Source organism: Streptomyces sp. NPDC034111, assembly GCF_055575375.1.
This window is the reverse complement of sequence record NZ_JBVIST010000001.1, coordinates 314,011-332,481: the sequence shown is the minus strand read 5'-3', so window position 1 is coordinate 332,481 and position 18,471 is coordinate 314,011. Positions and strand designations below refer to the sequence as shown.

General features: G+C 73.2%; 14 protein-coding genes. 7 read left to right on the top strand and 7 right to left on the bottom strand.

What is annotated here, in order from left to right; genetic code table 11:
• Positions 1–39: 39 nt before the first annotated feature.
• The 3 genes from ACZ55A_RS01480 to ACZ55A_RS01470 all read right to left on the bottom strand — a co-directional run bounded on the left by ACZ55A_RS01480 (position 40) and on the right by ACZ55A_RS01470 (position 3,915).
• The gene (locus tag ACZ55A_RS01480; protein ID WP_468831425.1) at positions 40–654 is read right to left on the bottom strand and encodes a TetR/AcrR family transcriptional regulator; all 615 of its coding nucleotides are present in this window, start codon (positions 652–654) and stop codon (positions 40–42) included.
• Between the two features lie 110 nt (positions 655–764).
• Positions 765–2,972, bottom strand: a complete 2,208-nt coding sequence (locus ACZ55A_RS01475; RefSeq protein WP_468831422.1) for a YhgE/Pip family protein — start codon at positions 2,970–2,972, stop codon at positions 765–767.
• Positions 2,944–3,915, bottom strand: a complete 972-nt coding sequence (locus ACZ55A_RS01470; RefSeq protein WP_468831419.1) for an ATP-binding cassette domain-containing protein — start codon at positions 3,913–3,915, stop codon at positions 2,944–2,946. The genes ACZ55A_RS01475 and ACZ55A_RS01470 overlap by 29 nt, the downstream gene beginning before the upstream one ends.
• Positions 3,916–4,197: 282 nt before the next feature.
• Between ACZ55A_RS01470 and ACZ55A_RS01465 the strand changes: the two genes are divergently transcribed.
• The 3 genes from ACZ55A_RS01465 to ACZ55A_RS01455 all read left to right on the top strand — a co-directional run bounded on the left by ACZ55A_RS01465 (position 4,198) and on the right by ACZ55A_RS01455 (position 6,619).
• Complete coding sequence (locus tag ACZ55A_RS01465; RefSeq protein WP_468831416.1) at positions 4,198–4,683, top strand: SAV_6107 family HEPN domain-containing protein; 486 nt, start codon at positions 4,198–4,200, stop codon at positions 4,681–4,683.
• Positions 4,684–5,204: 521 nt separating this feature from the next.
• The gene (locus ACZ55A_RS01460) at positions 5,205–5,960 is read left to right on the top strand and encodes a methyltransferase (protein ID WP_468831413.1); all 756 of its coding nucleotides are present in this window, start codon (positions 5,205–5,207) and stop codon (positions 5,958–5,960) included.
• Between the two features lie 257 nt (positions 5,961–6,217).
• The gene (locus ACZ55A_RS01455) at positions 6,218–6,619 is read left to right on the top strand and encodes a DUF3040 domain-containing protein (RefSeq protein ID WP_468831410.1); all 402 of its coding nucleotides are present in this window, start codon (positions 6,218–6,220) and stop codon (positions 6,617–6,619) included.
• Positions 6,620–6,810: 191 nt separating this feature from the next.
• Here ACZ55A_RS01455 and ACZ55A_RS01450 read toward each other — a convergent pair whose 3' ends face one another.
• The 4 genes from ACZ55A_RS01450 to ACZ55A_RS01435 form a co-directional block, all read right to left on the bottom strand.
• Positions 6,811–9,234 (bottom strand): transglutaminase TgpA family protein, encoded by a 2,424-nt coding sequence (locus tag ACZ55A_RS01450; RefSeq protein WP_468831407.1) that lies wholly within the window; start codon positions 9,232–9,234, stop codon positions 6,811–6,813.
• Positions 9,235–9,304: 70 nt separating this feature from the next.
• Entirely contained in the window at positions 9,305–10,705 is a 1,401-nt protein-coding gene (locus tag ACZ55A_RS01445; RefSeq protein WP_468831404.1) for a DUF58 domain-containing protein, read from the bottom strand.
• Complete coding sequence (locus tag ACZ55A_RS01440) at positions 10,705–11,796, bottom strand: AAA family ATPase (RefSeq protein WP_468831401.1); 1,092 nt, start codon at positions 11,794–11,796, stop codon at positions 10,705–10,707. Before ACZ55A_RS01440 ends, ACZ55A_RS01445 begins: the two co-directional genes overlap by 1 nt.
• A gap of 252 nt (positions 11,797–12,048) precedes the next feature.
• Positions 12,049–12,609, bottom strand: a complete 561-nt coding sequence (locus ACZ55A_RS01435; protein WP_468831398.1) for a beta-class carbonic anhydrase — start codon at positions 12,607–12,609, stop codon at positions 12,049–12,051.
• 503 nt (positions 12,610–13,112) lie between these two features.
• Here ACZ55A_RS01435 and rsmH point away from each other — a divergent pair.
• Genes rsmH through ACZ55A_RS01415 form a run of 4 tightly spaced genes read left to right on the top strand, consistent with a single transcriptional unit; the run spans position 13,113 to position 18,464 of the window.
• A complete protein-coding gene (rsmH, locus tag ACZ55A_RS01430; protein ID WP_468831395.1) occupies positions 13,113–14,090 on the top strand; it encodes a 16S rRNA (cytosine(1402)-N(4))-methyltransferase RsmH in 978 nt (325 codons plus the stop codon).
• Positions 14,087–14,710, top strand: a complete 624-nt coding sequence (gene ftsL, locus ACZ55A_RS01425; RefSeq protein WP_468831392.1) for a cell division protein FtsL — start codon at positions 14,087–14,089, stop codon at positions 14,708–14,710. The genes rsmH and ftsL overlap by 4 nt, the downstream gene beginning before the upstream one ends.
• Positions 14,711–14,717: 7 nt before the next feature.
• Complete coding sequence (locus ACZ55A_RS01420; protein ID WP_468831389.1) at positions 14,718–16,694, top strand: peptidoglycan D,D-transpeptidase FtsI family protein; 1,977 nt, start codon at positions 14,718–14,720, stop codon at positions 16,692–16,694.
• A gap of 18 nt (positions 16,695–16,712) precedes the next feature.
• Entirely contained in the window at positions 16,713–18,464 is a 1,752-nt protein-coding gene (locus ACZ55A_RS01415) for a UDP-N-acetylmuramoyl-L-alanyl-D-glutamate--2,6-diaminopimelate ligase (protein WP_468831386.1), read from the top strand.
• Positions 18,465–18,471: the final 7 nt, after the last annotated feature.

The following is an 18,471-nucleotide window of genomic DNA, read 5'->3' as shown; positions in this document are numbered from 1 at the left end:
TGACCATGCGGCGCGCACTCAACTCCCCACAGACAGGCCCTAGGCGGGACGGCCGCTGACCCGCCCCTGGAGCAGCCGCGACAGCGCCGCGTGCACCTCGTCGATCGACCGGTCCGGCTGGTAGGACTGCCAGTCCAGGGCGGCCACCAGGACCATCCCGAACAGCGCCGAGGCGGTCAGCGGGATATCGATCTCCTCGCTCAGCTCCTCGTTGGCCACCGCCTCCCGCAGCACGTCCTCCACCACCGTGATGGCCCGCTCACGCACCACCATCAGCGTCGACTGCCACGCCCGGTTGGTGCGCCACAGCTCGGCGACGTAGAGCTGGGTGAGCGCCGGGTAACGGGAGATGAAGTCCAGACCGGCGCGGATCATCGCGTCCAGCGCGTCGATCCGGCTGCCGCCCCGGTCCGCGACCTCCTCGGCGGCCGCCTGCAAGGAGGTCGCCAGCAGCTCGATGCCGTGCCGCAGCAGCTCCTCGAAGAGAACGTTCTTGCTCGCGAAGTTGTAGTAGACCGTGCCCTTCGCGACGCCCGCCCGCTCGGCGATCTCGTCCACCGTGGTGGAGGAGAAGCCCTGTTCGGCGATGAGCGTGACCGCGGCCTCGAAGAGCTTCCGCCGGGTGGCGTCGCGGCGTGTATTGGAGCTGTCCATGGGGGCGATTGTGCCGGTACTGGCGAATCGATGCGCGGCGCGTAGCGCCTCCGGCAGGGCGGTGGCGGGCTGGGGGCACCTCCCAGCGGTAGCTGGGGGAGGGTGGGCGCTCATAGGCTCAGCTCCGGATGCAGGTCCTTCATGCGTACCACCTGGCGGCCGCGTGCCGTCAGGGACGTCAGTGCGAGCGCCCCGGCGGTGAACGCCAGCAGCACCGCACTGCCCTGCCATACGGGAGCGAGCCCACCGCCCGTGATGAGCCGGCGCAGCCCCTCCACGATGTAACTCATCGGCAGATAGGGGTGGATGGCGCCGAAGAATCCGGGGCTGGTCTGCACCGGGTACGTACCGCCCGCCGAGGTCAGCTGGAGCATCAGCAGCGCCAGTACCAGGATCCGGCCGGCCGGTCCGAACTGTGCGTTCAGCCACTGCACGATCGCCGAGAAACAGGCCGTGACCAGCACCAGGAAGCCGATCGTGCCGGCCGCCCGCGCCATCTGGAGCCCGAGCCCGAAGTGCAGCACGGACATCAGCGCCGCGGTCTGGAGGACGCCCACCCCGACCACCGGCAGCCAGCCGGAGACCGCCACCCGCCAGGAGGACGCCCCCATCGCCAGCGCCCGCCTGTTGAGCGGCTGGATCAGCATGTACGCCACCATGGCGCCGACCCACAAGGACAGCGGGATGAAGTACGGGGCGAACCCGGTGCCGTAGTTGGGCGCCTTGTGGGCGGAGCCGGAGGCGAGCTGCACCGGGTCGGACATCACCAGGGTGCGCGCGTCGCGGTCCTTCTTGCCGTAGTCGGGGATCTGCTTCGCCCCGTCGTGCAGCCCGCCGGCCAGCTTCTGCGAGCCGTCGGAGAGCTTGAACAGGCCGCCGTCCAGGGTGTGCGCGCCGTCCTTCAGCCTGCCCACACCGGAGTCGAGATCGTCCATACCGGACGCGGCCCGGCCGGTGCCGTGGTGCAGTGTGTGCGTCCCGTCGTCGAGCTTGTCCGCGCCGGCGGCCAGCCGGGCGTTGCCCGCGGCCAGTTTGCGGGCGCCCGCGGACACCTTGTGCGCCCCGGTGTTGAGGTCGTTGATCTTCTTGACCGCGGCGTCGATGTCGGCGCCCAGCGTCGGCCCGTGCTCGGCCAGTTCGCTCGCCAGGTAGTGCAGGGTGTCCAGGTCCCGGCCCAGTTGGTCGAGGTTCTTCTGGTCGTGGACGTACCCGCTGACCTCCTCGGCCTTGTCCGCCGCCGTGGCCGCCTGGTCCCTGAGCTGCTTCAGCTCGGTGCAGGAGGTGTCGAGGCTGAGGCCGCTCTCGCAGTGCAGCCGGTAGTACGTGGCCAGGTGGTCGGATATCCCCCGGGAGAGCTTCGCCCCGGTGGCCGCCGCCGCGGGCAGCTTGCCCAAGTGGTCGCGGATCGCCTGCGAGCCGTCCGCGACCAGTCGCGCCGCCTCGCCGATCTCCTTGCCGTGCGCCCGGACGAAGGGCCCCACCTTGCCGGCGAAGCCGTTGACGGTGTCGGCCAGCTCCTGTGTCCCGTCGGCCACCTGCCGGGAGCCGTCGGCCAGTTGGCGGGAGCCGTTGGCGGCCGTACCGGCTCCCCGCGCGAGGTCGGAGCTGCCCTGGGAGAGCCGCCCGGCGCCCGCGTCGAGGTCGCCCAGGCCGGTGACCAGTCGGCCGCTGCCGTCCTTCGCGGTGCCCAGGCCGTCGGCCAGTTTGCCCGAGCCTTCCTTGGCCCGCCCGATGCCGTCCTTGAGTCGGTCGGCGCCGTCGGCGGCCTGCTCGGTCTTGCCGTGCAGGGTCGAGAAGGAGACGAAGATCTTGTCGAGGAAGGTGCGCGACGCCTTCTTAGAGGCCGCCGCGCGCACCTCGGAGAACACCGTCCGGGAGATCTGCCCGACGATGTAGTTGTTCGCGTCGTTCGTCCGCACCTTGAGGGCGCCGGTCTCCGGGTGGTCACCCGAACTGGAGGCGATCCGCCGGCTGAAGTCCTTCGGGACGGTCAGCGACAGGTAGTACGTACCGTCTTCGACGCCCCTGGCGGCCTCCTCGGCGTCCACCGGGCGCCAGTCGAAGGTGTGGCTGTCGGCCAGCCCCTCGACGATGCCCTCGCCCGCCGAGATCCGCTTCCCGCCGGCCTCGGCGCCCTGATCCTCGTTGACCAGCGCGACCGGGACCTTGTCCAGCCGCCCGTAGGGGTCCCAGAAGGACCACAGGTACAGCGCGCCGTACAGGAGCGGCAGCAGCAGAAGGGCGGCCAGCGCCGCGCGCGGCAGCTTCCCCCTCCCGAACCGCTTCAGCTCAAGCGCGGCCAGTTTCGGCGAGCGCATCGGCCGCCCCCTCCTCGTCGTCGTGCTCCTGGTGCCCGTCGCGTGCGTCCGGCTCGTGGGGGCCGTCGGGGGAGTCCTGCTGGTGGGGGTCCTCAGGGGGGTCCTGCTCGTGGGCGCCGGGCGCGCCGGGTACGTCCTGCTCGCCGGGTACGTCCCGCTCGCCGTGCGCGCCAGCCTGCGGCGCGTCGGCGGTGGCGGCCTCCGGGAGGGCCTGCTCCGGGAGGGTCTGCTCCTGGCGGTCTCCCGTATGCACCAGCACCAGCCCCTCCTCGCTCTCGGGCGGCTCACTGCACACCGCGAGGACCGTCGTGCCGGCCGCCGTCAGGCCGCGCAGCATCGCCCAGGCCGCCGCGCGTTCCCCGTCGGACAGCTTCAGATCCGTGTCGTCGACGGCCAGCAGCCGCGGCCCGCCGATCAGTGCCAGCGCCACGGACAGCCGCAGCGCCTCCAGCCGCTCCAGATCGCGCACGGACGTCCGGATCCCCTTGGGCAGTGCATCGAGGTCCAGCCCGGCCGCCTCCAGGGCGCCGTCCACCAGGGCGCGGGCCTCCGCCCTGCGCTCCCGGCGCGGCCGCAACAGGGCGCGCAGCGAGCCGCCGAACCGGCCCTGCAACAAGGCCTGTTCGCGCAGGTGCTCGCCCACGGTCAGTGCGGGATCGAGCTCGGCGACCCCCGGCACATGGGCGAGCGCGGTGACGGCCCGGACCGCGGCCATCTTCTTCGGCAGCGGCAGCCCACCGATCTCGGCGGTGCCGGCGGCGGGCTTCATCCGGCCGGTGAGCGCGAGCAGCAGACACGTACGGCCCGAGCCCGAAGGGCCCTGCACGGCGATCAGCGAGCCGGGTCCGGCGGTGATGTCGATGTTCCGGAACGCCCATCCGCGGGGGCCCTCGAGTCCGAATCCCGTCGCGGTGACCGCCGCCCCGTGCGGGGTGCTGTCCACGATCCCTCCTTGAACTGACTGGTCAGTTTAAAAAGTATGCAGCATCCAACCCCACGTTCCGCAAGGGGGTGTGGGGAATCAGCCCCGAGTCCCGCCTCCCCGTTGGCCCCGTCTGCCCCCGCCGTGCCCCGCCATGCCCCCCTCCCGGCCCCGCCCCTGTCCCCCCATTTCCGGCGGAAGCGCAGGTCAGGGCCGATTGTCAGTGGTGTACCTCACGATGGGGTCATACGGTCCGAATCGGCATTCGGTCCCGAACCGGCATGCGACGACAGGAGGTTCGTCATGGCAGCTCGTCCCAACGGGGGCAGCTCCGCTGCGTACGGTCCCCCGAGCGATGTCCACCCCGTCCTGCGACGGGCGGCCGCACCACCCGCCGCCCTCGACCTGCTCGCACAGGCCCAGCACGGCCTCGACGAAGCACAGACCCTGGAAACCCCCAACGAGCGGTTCGCCACCGCCCATCTGGCCGCGCTGCGCACCGCCGCCGCCGTCCTCGCCGTCCGCGGCCGGCCGGAGACCACGGTGCGCCGCAGGCAGCGTATTCGCAGCGCCTGGGAGGTGCTGCCCGAGGTCGCCCCCGAACTCGCCGAGTGGAGCGCCCTGTTCGCCGCCGGCGCCGCCCGCCGGGCCAAGGCGGAGGCGGGCATAGCCGGCGCGGCCAGCCGCCGTGACGCGGACGATCTCCTGCGGGACGTCGCGATGTTCCTGCGCCTGGTGGAGCGCATGCTCCTCCTCCAGCCGTCACTGCCGCCCCAGCGAGCGGGGTGACGCGGGGCCGGCAATGGCAGGTCCGGCCCGGTTGAGGGGCCCCGGCTTGAGGGGCTCCAGCCCGTAGGAGGCCCGGAGGCCCGGAGGCCCGGAGGCCTGGAGGCCCGGCGTGAGGGATGTCCGGCCTGGGGGCGCGTGTGGACCGGCGAGATGCAGCCCGGGGACGGGGCCGAGGTTGCGGTGAGCTCCCGGTCCGGCCGGCCAGGCGCCGGCGTGGCCGGTCCCGGTCCGACCGGGCCCGGTCGGCGCCTGGTCCTTGTCCGGCCGGGGAGTGGTGGAGGAGTGGGGCGGGTGGGTTGGGGCGGGGCCCCGGGGGGAGGGGAAAGGAGAGAAGCGTCCGCGACAAGGAGCGCCCGTTAAAAGGAGTGCGCGCAACAAGGAGCGCCCGCGACAAGGAATGCCCGCAACAAGGTATGCCCGATATCTCCCCTCCCTACTGCTCCGCGATCGGCGGATGGCGTGGGACGCAATAGGGTGGTGGACGACTGGATGTTCATGCCCCCGCCGAGGAGCCACCCGCCGTGTCTGACCCGCTGCGCCCGCGCGCTTCCCTTCGTACCGCCGTGGTCTGGGAGGTCCTCAAGGACGCCCTGGAGCGCCGGGTCAAGTCTGCCGGGCGTGACGCCCTGGATGTCCTGGACACCGGCGGCGGCACCGGCAACTTTGCCGTGCCGGTCGCTCGCCTCGGCCACCGTGTCACCGTCGTCGACCCCAGCCCCAACGCGCTCTTCGCCCTGGAGCGCCGCGCCGCCGAGGCAGGCGTAGCCGACCGGGTACGCGCCGTCCAGGGCGACGCCCACGGCCTGTTCGATGTCGTCGAGCGCAGCGGCTACGACACCGTGCTGTGCCACGGCGTGCTGGAGTACGTCGACGACCCGGCCGAGGGCGTCCGCAACGCCGTCGACGCGCTGCGTCCGGCCGGCACCCTCAGCCTGCTCGCGGCCGGCCTCGGCGGCGCCGTGCTGGCCCGTGCCCTCGCGGGCCACTTCACCGAGGCCCACCAGGCCCTCACCGACCCCGCCGGGCGCTGGGGCGAGGGCGACCCGATGCCCCGTCGGTTCACTGCCGACCAGCTCACCGAGCTGGTGGCCGCCACGGGCCTGGAAGTCAGCGCGGTCCACGGTGTGCGGGTCTTCGCCGACCTGGTCCCCGGTGTGCTGGTCGACACCGAACCGGGCGCCATGGACGCCCTGCTGAAGCTGGAGGCGGCCGCCGCCGAGCAGCCCGCCTTCCACGCCGTGGCCACTCAGCTGCACGTCCTCGCCGAGCGCGACTGACCCACCGGAGCACCCGGCCACCGCGTGCGGTCGGCCACAGACCACCCGATCAGCCCCTTCGCCCCGTATGATCGGGGTACGACGTTCCGGCATGACGGACAGGCGGGTGGGGAATGCAGGCAGCATCACCACCGGTCGCCACGGCGGCCCGGACAGTGAACTGGCGTCGAGGGGCGGGTTTCACGGGGGCGATTCCCTGCCTATCCTGAAAGGGTCGCACCCGGTCGCCCCCCGCGACCGACGAGTAGGAGGACTCCGTGCCGCTCTCGGAGCACGAGCAGCGCATGCTCGAGCAAATGGAGCGAGCGCTGTACGCCGAAGATCCCAAGTTCGCGACAGCGCTTGAGGGAAGCGGGCTGCGTACGTACACCCGGCGACGGGTCTACCAAGCGGTCGCGGGCTTCCTGGTGGGTATCGCCCTGCTCATGGCCGGCATGGTCGCGCAGCAGATCTGGATCAGTGTGGTGGGCTTCCTCGTCATGCTCGGCTGCGCCGTGCTGGCGGTCACGGGATGGCGCAAGGCTCCCAAGCCGGGTGACGGGCAGAGCGCAGGCGGCCCAGGCGCCCCGGCGCGCCGTCAGCCCAGGCAGCGCCGCTCGATGATGAACCGCATCGAGGACCGCTGGCAGCGACGCAGGGACGAGCAACAGGGCCACTGAGCCGACGGGCCGGGCAGGCCCTCCGGCTCTCTTCTCGCCCCGTCGCTGCACGTTTTCGCACTCTTCAAGCTCCGTGCTGTGGCCGCCCGAACAGGATCGGGCGGCCACAGCACGTTTTTGTGCGGGCGGCAACGGGGGCCGCGCGGCTGCCGTGAGGCGCACCGCCCCCCTGCCGCCCGCGCTGCGTGCGCTTACGCCCCCTGCCGCCCGGGCCGGAGGGCGGCCATCGCGCGCCGTACGGACGTCACAGGGCGGCTGGTGCGCAGCCGGTGGACCAGGGACGTCCAGCGGGCGGTGCAGGCCCAGCGGAGCCGGGCCGCGGAGCGCGGGGCCAGCCGGGCCCGGAGGCGTATGCCACGGGTCGCGCCGTCCCGCAACCCGGCCCGTACCCGCTGGACGTCCAGGGGCAGACCGCTCGCGGCCTGTGGCTGCGGGGCGTAGAGCACCTGCTCCACCGCCGCGGCCACCCGCTGCGCGGCCGCTGCGGGCTCCGGCTGGAGTTCTCCGATGCGGATGATGCGCGCGGCCGCCTTGCGCGGGGTGAGCGCATCGTCCGGCAGGATCCCGAAGTCCCAGGCGGTGTCGAGCAGCTCCTGCCAGGCGGCGAGGGTGGCCGCCGCGACGTCGCCGTCCGGACCGGCGAGCGCCAGTCGCCGGGCGCGTCTGCGCAGCCGCCACAGCAGCGGGAGCGCGGGCAGCAGCAGGATCAGCAGCGCGGCGAGCGCGATGCCGGTCACCAGCCAGGGGGAGGGGCCGCCGTCCGGTGGGCGAGGGCCGGCCTGCGCGGGCGGCGTCACACACCCCGTACCGGAGTCCGCCCGCTGCTCACCAGGGCCGCAGGAAGGCGCCGTCGACGGACCGTCCGAGGGGGTCCCGGCCCGGGACGGTTCGGGCGCCGGACTCGCGGGATCGGCCGGGCCCGAGGTGTCCGTGGAGGCATAGTCCGGGATACTGCCCCGGCTCGGCGTGGGCTCGAACCGGGTCCAGCCGATGCCCTGGAAGTACAGCTCGGGCCAGGCGTGTGCGTCCCTGAGGCTGACCGAGGTCGTGCCGTCGGGCTGTTTGGTGCCGGGGGTGAAGCCGACCGCGACCCGGGCGGGGATGCCCAGCGTGCGGGCCATGGCGGCCATCGAGAACGAGAAGTGGACGCAGAAGCCCTGCTTCTCCTGGAGGAACCGCGCGATGGCCTGGGCACCGCTGCCCGCCCGGACGTCCGTGTTGTACGTGAAGCCGCCGTAGAGCGCGAACCAGTCCTGGAGCTTGACGGCCTTGGCGTAGGCGGTCGTTGCGCCACGGGTGATCTGACGGGCGGTGGAGCGTACGGCCGCAGGGAGCGAGTCCGGGACCTTGGTGTACTCGCGCAGCAGGTCCGCGGGGGGTGCCGGGGCGCCGGCCAGCTGCCGGGAGGTGGGCCGGATCTGGAGGCTCTCGACCTGGTACTGCATGCCGCGGGTGTTCTGCCCGCGGTCGCCGACGAGCGTGCGGCCCTGGGGCTCGAAACGCCACCGGCCGGAGAGGTCCACCCTGGACGCCGGGTAGGGGAGCGGCAGCCAGTTCTGGGCGTACCACTCGGCGGTGGAGATGGAGGTGTTGATTCGGTTGAGGTCGACCGTGGGGCTGAGGCCGGCCGGCGCCGGAAGACGGTCGGGGACGTCGGTGACCGTGCGCTCGGACGGCTTCCAGGTCGCACCGTCGAACTGGTCGAGGGCGACGATCCGCAGATACAGATCGCGGGTATCGGACGCGGTGGTGCGGTAGTTGAGGACTTCCTTGTCCTCGGGCTGGTTGAGGCTGTCCTGTAGTGACACCAGGGGGTTCACCGCGGAGATGGTCCCCCCACCGCCGCCGGGCCCGGGGCCGTTGCCGGTACGGGCGAGCAGGCCGCCGCCGAGGGAGGGCAGCACGGCGGGCACCACCAGCGCGATCCCCAGCGCCAGCGCGCCGATCCGGCGGCCGGTACGGACCGGGGCCGTTGCCGGTGCGCCCTCCTCGGAGGCGAAGCCCCCGCCTGGTCCGCCCGCTCCGCCGAACACCCGGCCCCACTGGGAGAGCCGGTCGCGGCCCTCGGCCAGCAGGAGCAGCAGATAGCCGGCCCCCGCGATCAGGAACCACAGCCAGCTCGCGCCGCCCTGGGACAGCCCGGCCGCCACCGAGTAGAGCGCGAGCAGCGGCAGCCCGGCGGGGGCGGCGCTGCGGTACGTGACCGCCAGCGCGTCCACGATCAGCCCGATCACCAGCACCCCGGCGACCAGCAGCAGCCGGATACCGGGGGTGAGCGGGGCCGGGATGGCGTACCGGCCGACGTCCTGGACGCCGCCCTGCACCAGCCGGCCGAACTCCGCGACCGCGTCCGGCCCCGGCACCAGCCCGAGGATCGCCTCGCCAGGGGTACAGAGCAGGGTCAGCAGCATGACGGTGACCAGCACCTGGGCGCCGATGGTCAGCGGTCGGGCGAGCGGCACCCGGCGGGCCAGCGCGCCCACGCCGGTCATGACCGCCAGCAGCGCCGCCGCCTGGAACACCCAGCTGACCGGGTCCACCAGCGGCAGCAGTGCGCAGGCGGCACACAGGGTGGCCACCACCGCACACAGCGCCAGCCGCGCCCGGCCGCTCATGGCCGCGCTCCGCTTCGCCCGGGCCCGCCCCCGCACGCCCCGCTGTGGCCCACCACCACCGAGCTCTCCTTCATGGCCGTTCCCCTGTCACCGTCTGTGCACCACCGTCGCCCGCGCCCCCGCTCACTCCGGCCGTCCGGTCGGCCTCCGCCCCCGCACGGTCCGCCGCCCTGCGCCACAGGTCGGCGAGGACCGCTCCGGGGGTGACCGGCAGGGCCGTCCAGCCCGCTCTCCGCAGCAGCCGCAGCCGCTCGGCCACCGGGGCCTGGCCGGTGGAGAACCTGATGCCGCCGGGGCCGCGGTGCCAGGCATCGCCGTCCAGGACGAAGGCGACCGCCGCGCCGCTGCGCCGGCGCATCTGCCCCGCGATCGCGGCCTGTTCCTCGTCCAGATCGCCGAGGAAGGCGACCAGCAGCCCTTCGCTGCCGCCGCGCAGTACGTCGTACGCCGCCGACAGGCCCGGCTCGTCGGAGTGCTCCACGACGGCGAGGGTGTCCAGCAGCAGACCGGCGGCGTCGGCGGGCGCCGTGCCGCCCGCGAAGCTGCCGGCGCCGTCGGGTCCCGGCACGGACGTGCCGGTGTCGGTCAGCAGCCGGACCGAGAAGCCGCGCTCCAGCAGATGCACCGCGGTCGAGGCGGCCGCGGACACCGCCCACTCGAAGGGCGAGTCGGGGCCGCTTCCCGGGTGGGCGTCGGCCCGGGTGTCGAGCAGGACCGTGCAGCGCGCCTTCTGGGGCTGCTCCTCCCGGCGGACCATCAGCTCGCCGTGGCGCGCGGTGGACCGCCAGTGGATCCGGCGCAGATCGTCGCCGTGCCGGTAGCCGCGGGGGATGATGTCGTCGTCGCCGGCCAGCGCCAGGGAACGCTGCCGCCCGTCGCCGTACCCTGCCGCCTCGCCCGCGATCTCGACGGCCGGCAGCGGCTCGACCCGGGGCACCACCGTCAGGGTGTCGAAGGAGCTGAACGAGCGGGTCAGCTCGCACATGCCGAACGGGTCGGACAGCCGCAGCTGGAGCGGCCCCAGCGGATAGCGGCCCCGCAGGTCGGAGCGGACCCGGTAGGAGACCTCGCGGCGGCCGCCGGCCTCGACCCGGTCCAGGATGAAGCGCGGCCGGGGCCCGAGGACGTACGGCACCCGGTCCTGGAGCATCAGCACGCCCGTGGGCAGCCGGGAGATGTTCTCCATCCGCAGCCGGACCCGGGACTCGGCGGCCGCGGGTACCCGGGCGGGGGAGAGCGTACGGCCGGCGGCCACGCGGTAGTGGGTGCGGTGCAGGACCAGGACGCAGGCCGGCGGCAGGGCCGCGAGCAGCAGACCGACCCGCAGCAGGTCCGGCTGTCCGAGGACGTACGAGCACACCGCGGCGGCCACCCCGGCGGCCAGGAACGACCGGCCGCGCGTCGTGAGCCCCCTGAGGGCCGCCCGCAGCCCGCCCCGCTCCGGCGTTCCCTCGCTCCCCCCTCCGGTCATCACAGCCCCCGTAGCCCCGGCGGCTGCCGGCCGTGGGTCCGCCACGGGTGGCCGGACGGATCGGGGACCGGTACGCGCTGAAGGATCTCCCCTACGAGCTGTTCGGCCGTGCGGCGGTTCAACTGGGCCTGGGCGGTGGGCAGGAGACGGTGCGCGAGCACCGCCACGGCCAGCGACTGGACGTCGTCCGGCAGGGCGTACTCCCGTCCCAGGAGCGCTGCGGAGGCCTTGGCGGCGCGCAGCAGATGCAGGGTCGCCCGCGGGGAGGCGCCGAGTCGCAGCTCGGGGTGGCTGCGGGTGGCCGCCACCAGGTCGACGGCGTATCTGCGCACCGCTTCGGCGACATGGACCTCGCGCACCGCGTCGGTCATCTTGATGATGTCGTGGGCGTGCGCCACCGGCTGGAGGTCGTCGAGCGGGGAGGCGCCGCCGTGCACGTCCAGCATCTGCAACTCGGCCGCCGGGCTCGGGTAGCCGATCGACACCCGCGCCATGAAGCGGTCCCGCTGTGCCTCGGGGAGCGGGTAGGTGCCCTCCATCTCCACCGGATTCTGGGTGGCGATGACCATGAACGGGCTGGGCAGCTCGTACGTCTGCCCGTCCATGGTGACCTGACGCTCCTCCATGGACTCCAGGAGGGCCGACTGGGTCTTGGGCGAGGCGCGGTTGATCTCGTCGCCGATGACGATCTGGGAGAAGATCGCGCCGGGCTTGAACTCGAAGTCCCGCTGCTGCTGGTCGAAGATGCTGACGCCGGTGATGTCGGAGGGCAGCAGGTCGGGCGTGAACTGGATGCGCCGCACCGAGCAGTCGATGGAGCGGGCCAGCGCCTTGGCGAGCATGGTCTTGCCGACGCCGGGCACGTCCTCGATCAGCAGATGCCCCTCGGCCAGCAGGACGGTCAGCGCGAGGCGTACGACCTCCGGCTTGCCCTCGATCACGCTCTCCACCGACCGGTGGATCCGCTCCGCGGTGGCGGTCAGATCGCCCCGCGCGCTCGGCTCTTCCCCCACGCTCGGCTTTGCTCGTGCGGGGGGACCCCCATGGGCGGGGGGACCCCCAAGGCTCGCTCGTTCGTCATACGTCGTCACTCGGCCCTCCTCGGCCCTGTACTACGGGCCGATGCCCCCCTGTGGACCCGGCCCTCCCCGAAAGCGCCGTGCCCGGCCACGGCCGGGACGACGTTCACCCACGCATTCTTGCCGCCCGCGCGGCTCTGCGTCATGGCCTGTGGATAACTCACAAGGTTGTGGCCGGGCCTTCCCGGCGAACCCGGCCTTTTCGGGCCGGCCGCGCACGTCAGCGGGGCCGGACCGGCCCGTCGGACGGGCCGGTCCGGTGCGTCAGGCCCGCGGGTCGATCTCGCGCAGCAGACCCGTCTTCACGTCGAAGACGAAGCCGCGGACGTCGTCGGTGTGCGGCAGGAAGGGCGAGGTGCGCACCCGCTGCATGGACTGCCGGACGTCCTCGTCGAGGTCCTTGAAGGCCTCCACCGCCCAGGTCGGACGCTGGCCGACCTCGGCCGCCAGCTCGTGGCGGAAGTCCTCGGTCAGGTTGAGCAGACCGCAGCCGGTGTGGTGGATCAGCACGACCGAGCGGGTGCCGAGCGCGCGCTGGCTGATCGTCAGGGAGCGGATGATGTCGTCGGTGACCACACCGCCGGCGTTGCGGATGGTGTGGCAGTCGCCGAGTTCGAGGCCGAGGGCGGCGTGCAGGTCGAGGCGGGCGTCCATACAGGCCACGACCGCGACCTTGAGAACGGGCCGTGCGTCCATGCCGGGGTCGGTGAACGCGGCGGCGTAACGCTGGTTCGCCTCCACGAGACGGTCGGTTACCGTGCCGCCGGTACGGGTGGCGGCGCGGTCGGTGGACTGGGGCAGCGGCTGCGACGCAGGTATGGGCATGGATTCACGGTAATCGTCATCTGCACTTTCGGCCGCATGAGAGGACGGGCATAGGGGGCAAGGTCACTCTTTGTGAGGTAGTGCACAGTCCGGTGCGCGCCCCTGCCGTCCGGGTGAGAAGCCGGCCGGAACGACCGCGGGAAGCCGTCGCGGGACGCGCGCGACCAGTTGATTGACCGGGACAGCCGGTGGACTAAAGTGGCGCGAAGTGGGAGGCGTGACGCTCTCCTTGGATACCGAATTCCTCGCGTGCGCGAATCGTACGTACGGCTCGGCCTCCTCCCGCTCCCATGGTCTTCCGACGTCACTTCCCCGTCGCCGGAGGGCCACTTCCCCTTCAGAGCGGGCGGGGACCAAGCGGTACGTGCGGCACCCCCAGCCAGCGGCCGGGGACCCACCTGCCGCCAGGCCATCGGAAGGCATATGAGCGAGCACAGCGAGCGAAGCAGAAAGAGGTGCGCGCTCTGCGAATGCAGGCCCGCCGAGCGCAGCGAGGCCGGCGCATGAGCAGCAATACCCGCCACGTACCCGTCATGCTCCAGCGTTGTCTGGACATGCTCGCCCCCGCGCTCACCGAGCCCGGTGCCGTCGTCGTCGACTGCACCCTCGGCCTCGGCGGCCACAGCGAGGCGCTGCTCTCCGCCTTCCCGGAGGCCCGGCTGATCGCCCTCGACCGCGACCCGGCCGCCCTGCGGCTCGCCGGGGAGCGGCTGGCCCCGTACGGCGACCGCGCCACCCTGGTGCACGCCGTCTACGACGAGCTCCCCGAGGTCCTCGACCGGCTCGGGACGCCGCGCGTCCAGGGTGTGCTCTTCGACCTCGGCGTCTCCTCGATGCAGCTCGACGAGGCCGACCGCGGCTTCGCGTACGCCCAGGACGCCCCGCTGGACATGCGGATGGACCAGACGACCGGCATCAGCGCCGCCGATGTCCTCAACACCTACCCGCCCGGTGAACTGGTCCGGATCCTGCGCTCCTACGGAGAGGAGAAGCAGGCCAAGCGGATCGTCTCGGCCATCGTCCGCGAGCGCGCCAAGGAGCCGTTCACCAACAGCGCACGGCTGGTCGAGCTGATCCGCGACGCGTTGCCGCAGGCCGCCAAGCGCACCGGCGGCAACCCCGCCAAGCGCACGTTCCAGGCGCTGCGCATCGAGGTCAACGGCGAGCTGGCCAGCGTCGAGCGGGCCGTCCCGGCCGCCGTCAAGGCGCTCGCGGTCGGCGGCCGGATCGCCGTGCTCTCGTACCACTCCCTGGAGGACCGCCTGGTCAAGCAGGTCTTCGCGGCCGGTGCGAGCACCACAGCGCCGCCCGGCCTGCCCGTCGTCCCCGAGCGCTACCAGCCCCGCCTGAAGCTGCTGACCCGCGGCGCCGAACTTCCCACGGAGGAGGAGATCGCCGAGAACCGCCGCGCCGCCCCCGCCCGGCTGCGCGGCGCGGAGCGCATCCGCGAGAACGTCGAGAACGCTGTGGACAGCCCATGAGAGGCCAGGGGCGGCCGCGCGGCAGGCAGAAGCGGCTCTCCGCGCTGTTTCCTTCCGCCACCGCCCCGGGCACGGCGGCCCGCACCCCGTTCGTGCTGCTGATCGTCGTCCTGCTCGGCTCCGGGCTGATCAGCCTGCTGCTGCTCAACTCGGCGCTCAACCAAGGGTCGTTCGAGCTCAGCAAGCTGGAGAAGAAGACCGACGAGCTGACCGACGAGCAGCAGGCGCTCCAGCAGGAGGTGGACGCGTACTCCGCGCCGGGTGCGCTGGAGCGGCGCGCCCGCCGGCTGGGGATGGTGCCCGGCGGCAGCCCGGCGTTCCTGCTCCCCGACGGACGGGTGCTCGGCAAGCCGGGCGTGGCCACGTCCGACGGGGCGCCGCTGAGCACCTCCGCCGAACCGTCGGCGGCCGCGGTCCTGGGTGTGGCCGCGCCGAGAGTGCCGTCCGCCCCGGCGGCGCCGGTCGCGCCGCCGTCAGTCCAGCCGCCGGTGCCCGCCTCGGCCGCCACACTGGGCCCGCAGAGCGCACCGGGCGCGGACGCCCGTCCCGCCCCGCGCGCCGGGTCCGGAACCGGCGGCCCCACCGCGCCCGCCCCCACCCCGACGACCTCCGGCAGGTGAACGCGGCATGACCGAGCCCAGGGACCCCCGCCGGGTGCCTCGCCCCACCCAGCGCGGCGGTCGGCCCGGAAACCGCGGCGGCCGCCCGCCCGCCAAACGCCCGGTACCCAGGCCCGCCGCCCGCCGCCCCGGCTCCCGCCCCGCGCCCCAGGTGCTCCGCCTGGGCAGCCCGCGCCCCCGGCTGCGGCTGGTCGCCCTCGGGCTGACGGTGGTCATGCTGGTCTTCGTCGTACGGCTCTTCCAGGTGCAGGCCGTGGACGCCGGGGCGTTCGCGGCCAAGGCCAACGAGAACCGCTACGTCCCGGTCAAGCTGGCCGCCGAGCGCGGTGCGATCACCGACCGCAACGGGGTGGACCTGGCCACCACCGTGGACGCGTACGACATCACCGCCGACCCGAGCCTCCTGGCGCCCGCGAAGACCAGGACCGACGACGCCCCGCAGCGGGCCGCCGCGCTCCTCGCGCCGATCCTCCACCAGGACAAGGCCACCCTGGCCAAGAAGCTCGACCAGCCGAAGGCGCGCTACGTCCTGCTCGCCCGGCAGCAGACCCCGCAGGTCTGGAAGAAGATCAAGGACCTCCGCAAGACCCTCGACGCCAAGGCGGCCGCCGCCCCCAAGAGCGCGCCCCGCCCCGACGTCCTGGTCGGGATCTTCGCCGACAAGCACAGCAAGCGCCTCTACCCCAACAAGGACCTCGCCTCCGGGGTCCTCGGCTTCGTCAACAGCGCGGGCAAGGGCGGCGGCGGCCTGGAGGCGCTGCTGAACAAGCAGCTGGCCGGCAAGGACGGCAAGCTCGTCTACGCCCAGTCCGGGGGCCGCCGGGTGCCCACCGCCGACACCCAGGAGCACCCCGCCGTCCCCGGCTCCGAGGTGGAGCTGACCCTCGACCGTGACATCCAGTGGGCCGCCCAGCGGGCCATCGCCGAACAGGTCACCAAGTCCGGGGCCGACCGTGGCTACGTCGTCGTCCAGGACACCCGCACCGGTGAGGTCCTGGCGCTGGCCAACGCGCCCGCCTTCGACCCCAACGACCTCTCCGCCTCCGACCCGGAGGCGCTGGGCAACGCGGCCCTCTCCGACGCCTTCGAGCCGGGCTCCACCAGCAAGCTGATGTCGATGGCCGCCGTACTGGAGGAGGGCGTCGCCACCCCGTCCACCCGGGTGACCGTGCCCAACCGGCTGCACCGCGGCGACCGGCTCTTCGCGGACGACGTCGACCACGAGACCTGGCATCTGACGCTCAACGGCGTGCTCGCCAAGTCCAGCAACATCGGCACGATCCTCGCGGCCGGCCAGCTCGGCAGGTCCCAGCCCGAGGCCAACCGGGTCCTCTACTCCTACCTGCGCAAATTCGGCATCGGCAAGCCGACAGGACTGGGCTTCCCGGGAGAGACCGCCGGCATCCTGGCCAAGCCGCAGGACTGGAACACCTCGCAGCAGTACACGATCCCCTTCGGCCAGGGGCTGTCCCTCAACGCCGTACAGGCCGCCTCCGTCTACTCCACGATCGCCAACGGCGGCGAGCGCATCGCCCCCACGCTGGTCCGCGGCAGCACCGGGCCCGACGGCCACTACGCACCGGCGCCCAGGCCCCCGAAGACCCGCGTGGTCAGCCAGAAGACCGCGCGGACCCTCGCCAGCATGCTGGAGTCCGTCGTCGACGACGAGGAAGGCACCGGGGCCAAGGCGAAGATCGACGGCTACCGGGTCGGCGGCAAGACCGGCACCTCCAACCGGGTGGACCCCAAAACCGGCCGCTACCACGGCTACACCGCCTCCTTCGCCGGCTTCGCGCCCGCCGACAAGCCCCGGATCACGGTCTACTGCGCGGTACAGAACCCCACCAGGGGCAGCTACTTCGGCGGCCAGGTCTGCGGTCCGATCTACCAGCAGGTCATGGCGTTCGCGCTGAAAACCCTCCAGGTCCCGCCGACCGGTGCCAAGCCCCCGCGGCTGCCGGTCACCTTCACGCCAGGCCAATGAAATCGAGGCAAATCCGCCGTGACGACGATCACCCCCGACGGCACCCCAGAGCCGTGCCGGCGCACCTCCCCCCGGGCCTCACTTCGCCCCGGGCCCGACCGGCCCGGTACGCTCACCGCCGTGTCACACGCTGATCAGTCCCCGAAAGCCCAGCACGCCGGCAAGGGCGGCCCCGCTACCTATCCGGGAGCTCCCCGCCCTGCCCAGGTCCGCCCCACCCCCCTGGCCGACCTCGCCGAGCAGCTGGGCACCCCGGCCCCGGCGGCAGCCCATGCCGAGGTCGTCGTCACCGGCATCACCCACGACTCCCGGGCCGTGCGTCCCGGCGATGTCTACGCCGCGCTGCCCGGCGCCCGTCTGCACGGCGCCGACTTCGTCGCCCAGGCCGCCGACCTCGGCGCCGCCGCGATCCTGACCGACCCGGCGGGCGCCGAGCGCGCCGCCGCGACCGGTCTGCCGGTCCTCGCCGTCGAGAACCCGCGCGCCCGGATGGGTGCGCTGGCCGTCTCGATCTACGGGGCGCCGGGCGAGGACCTGCTCCAGATCGGCATCACCGGCACGTCCGGCAAGACCACCACCGCCTACCTCATCGAGGGCGGACTGCGGGCCGCGGCCGCCGAGCGGGGCGATGGCAGCCTGACCGGCCTGATCGGCACGGTCGAGACCCGTATCGGCGGGGAGCGCATCAAGTCCGAGCGCACCACCCCCGAGGCCACCGACCTCCAGGCGCTGTTCGCGGTGATGCGCGAGCGCGGGGTCCGCGCGGTCGCCATGGAGGTCTCCAGCCACGCCCTGGTCCTCGGCCGGGTCGACGGCTGCGTCTTCGACGTCGCGATCTTCAACAACCTCAGCCCGGAGCACATGGAGTTCCACTCCGGGATGGAGGACTACTTCCAGGCCAAGGCCCAGCTGTTCACCAAGGCCCGCAGCCGGGCCGGTGTCGTCAACCTCGACGACGAGTACGGCAAGCGGCTCGCCCAGGGCGAGTCCGAGGTCCCGGTCACCACCTTCTCCGCCGAGGGCCACCCGGACGCGGACTGGCGCGCCTCGGACGTCGAGGTCGGCGCGCTCGGCTCGACCTTCACCGTGCACGGTCCCGACGGCGTCACCCTGCGTGCCGCGTCCCCGATCGCCGGCCCGTTCAACGTCGCCAATGCGCTCGCCGCGATCGTCTCGCTGGTCGTCGCCGGTATCGACCCGCAGACCGCGGCCGACGGCGTCGCCGCGGTCCCCGGGGTCCCCGGCCGGCTGGAGCGGATCGACGCCGGCCAGCCGTACCTGGCGGTGGTCGACTACGCGCACAAGACCGACGCCGTCGAATCGGTGCTGCGGGCGCTGCGCAAGGTCACCGACGGCAAGCTGCACGCCGTGCTCGGCTGCGGCGGCGACCGCGACCCGCACAAGCGCGCCCCCATGGGCGCCGCGGTGGCCCGGCTCGCCGACACGGCCATCCTGACCTCCGACAACCCGCGCAACGAGGACCCGCTCGCGATCCTCGCCACCATGCTGGCGGGCGCCGCCGAGGTGCCGGTCCACGAACGCGGCACGGTGCTGGTCGAGGAAGAGCGGGCCGCCGCCATCGCCGCCGCCGTCGCCCGCGCCGAGCCCGGCGACACCGTGATCGTCGCCGGCAAGGGCCATGAGCAGGGCCAGGACATCGCCGGAGTGGTCCGGCCCTTCGACGACCGCCAGGTGCTGCGCGATGCCATCGAGGGTTCGCTGAAGTCACAGCAGTCGCAGCAGTCACCGCAGCCGAAACACCAGGGATGACACACCG

Excerpts from the sequence above, each read along its gene's own strand:
- ACZ55A_RS01435 (WP_468831398.1), bottom strand. The coding sequence starts at position 12,609 with ATGCCCATACCTGCGTCGCAGCCGCTGCCCCAGTCCACCGACCGCGCC.
- ACZ55A_RS01450 (WP_468831407.1), bottom strand. The coding sequence starts at position 9,234 with ATGAGCGGCCGGGCGCGGCTGGCGCTGTGTGCGGTGGTGGCCACCCTG.
- ACZ55A_RS01420 (WP_468831389.1), top strand. The coding sequence starts at position 14,718 with ATGACCGAGCCCAGGGACCCCCGCCGGGTGCCTCGCCCCACCCAGCGC.
- ftsL (WP_468831392.1), top strand. The coding sequence starts at position 14,087 with ATGAGAGGCCAGGGGCGGCCGCGCGGCAGGCAGAAGCGGCTCTCCGCG.
- ACZ55A_RS01480 (WP_468831425.1), bottom strand. The coding sequence starts at position 654 with ATGGACAGCTCCAATACACGCCGCGACGCCACCCGGCGGAAGCTCTTC.
- ACZ55A_RS01475 (WP_468831422.1), bottom strand. The coding sequence starts at position 2,972 with ATGCGCTCGCCGAAACTGGCCGCGCTTGAGCTGAAGCGGTTCGGGAGG.
- ACZ55A_RS01445 (WP_468831404.1), bottom strand. The coding sequence starts at position 10,705 with ATGACCGGAGGGGGGAGCGAGGGAACGCCGGAGCGGGGCGGGCTGCGG.
- rsmH (WP_468831395.1), top strand. The coding sequence starts at position 13,113 with ATGAGCAGCAATACCCGCCACGTACCCGTCATGCTCCAGCGTTGTCTG.
- ACZ55A_RS01465 (WP_468831416.1), top strand. The coding sequence starts at position 4,198 with ATGGCAGCTCGTCCCAACGGGGGCAGCTCCGCTGCGTACGGTCCCCCG.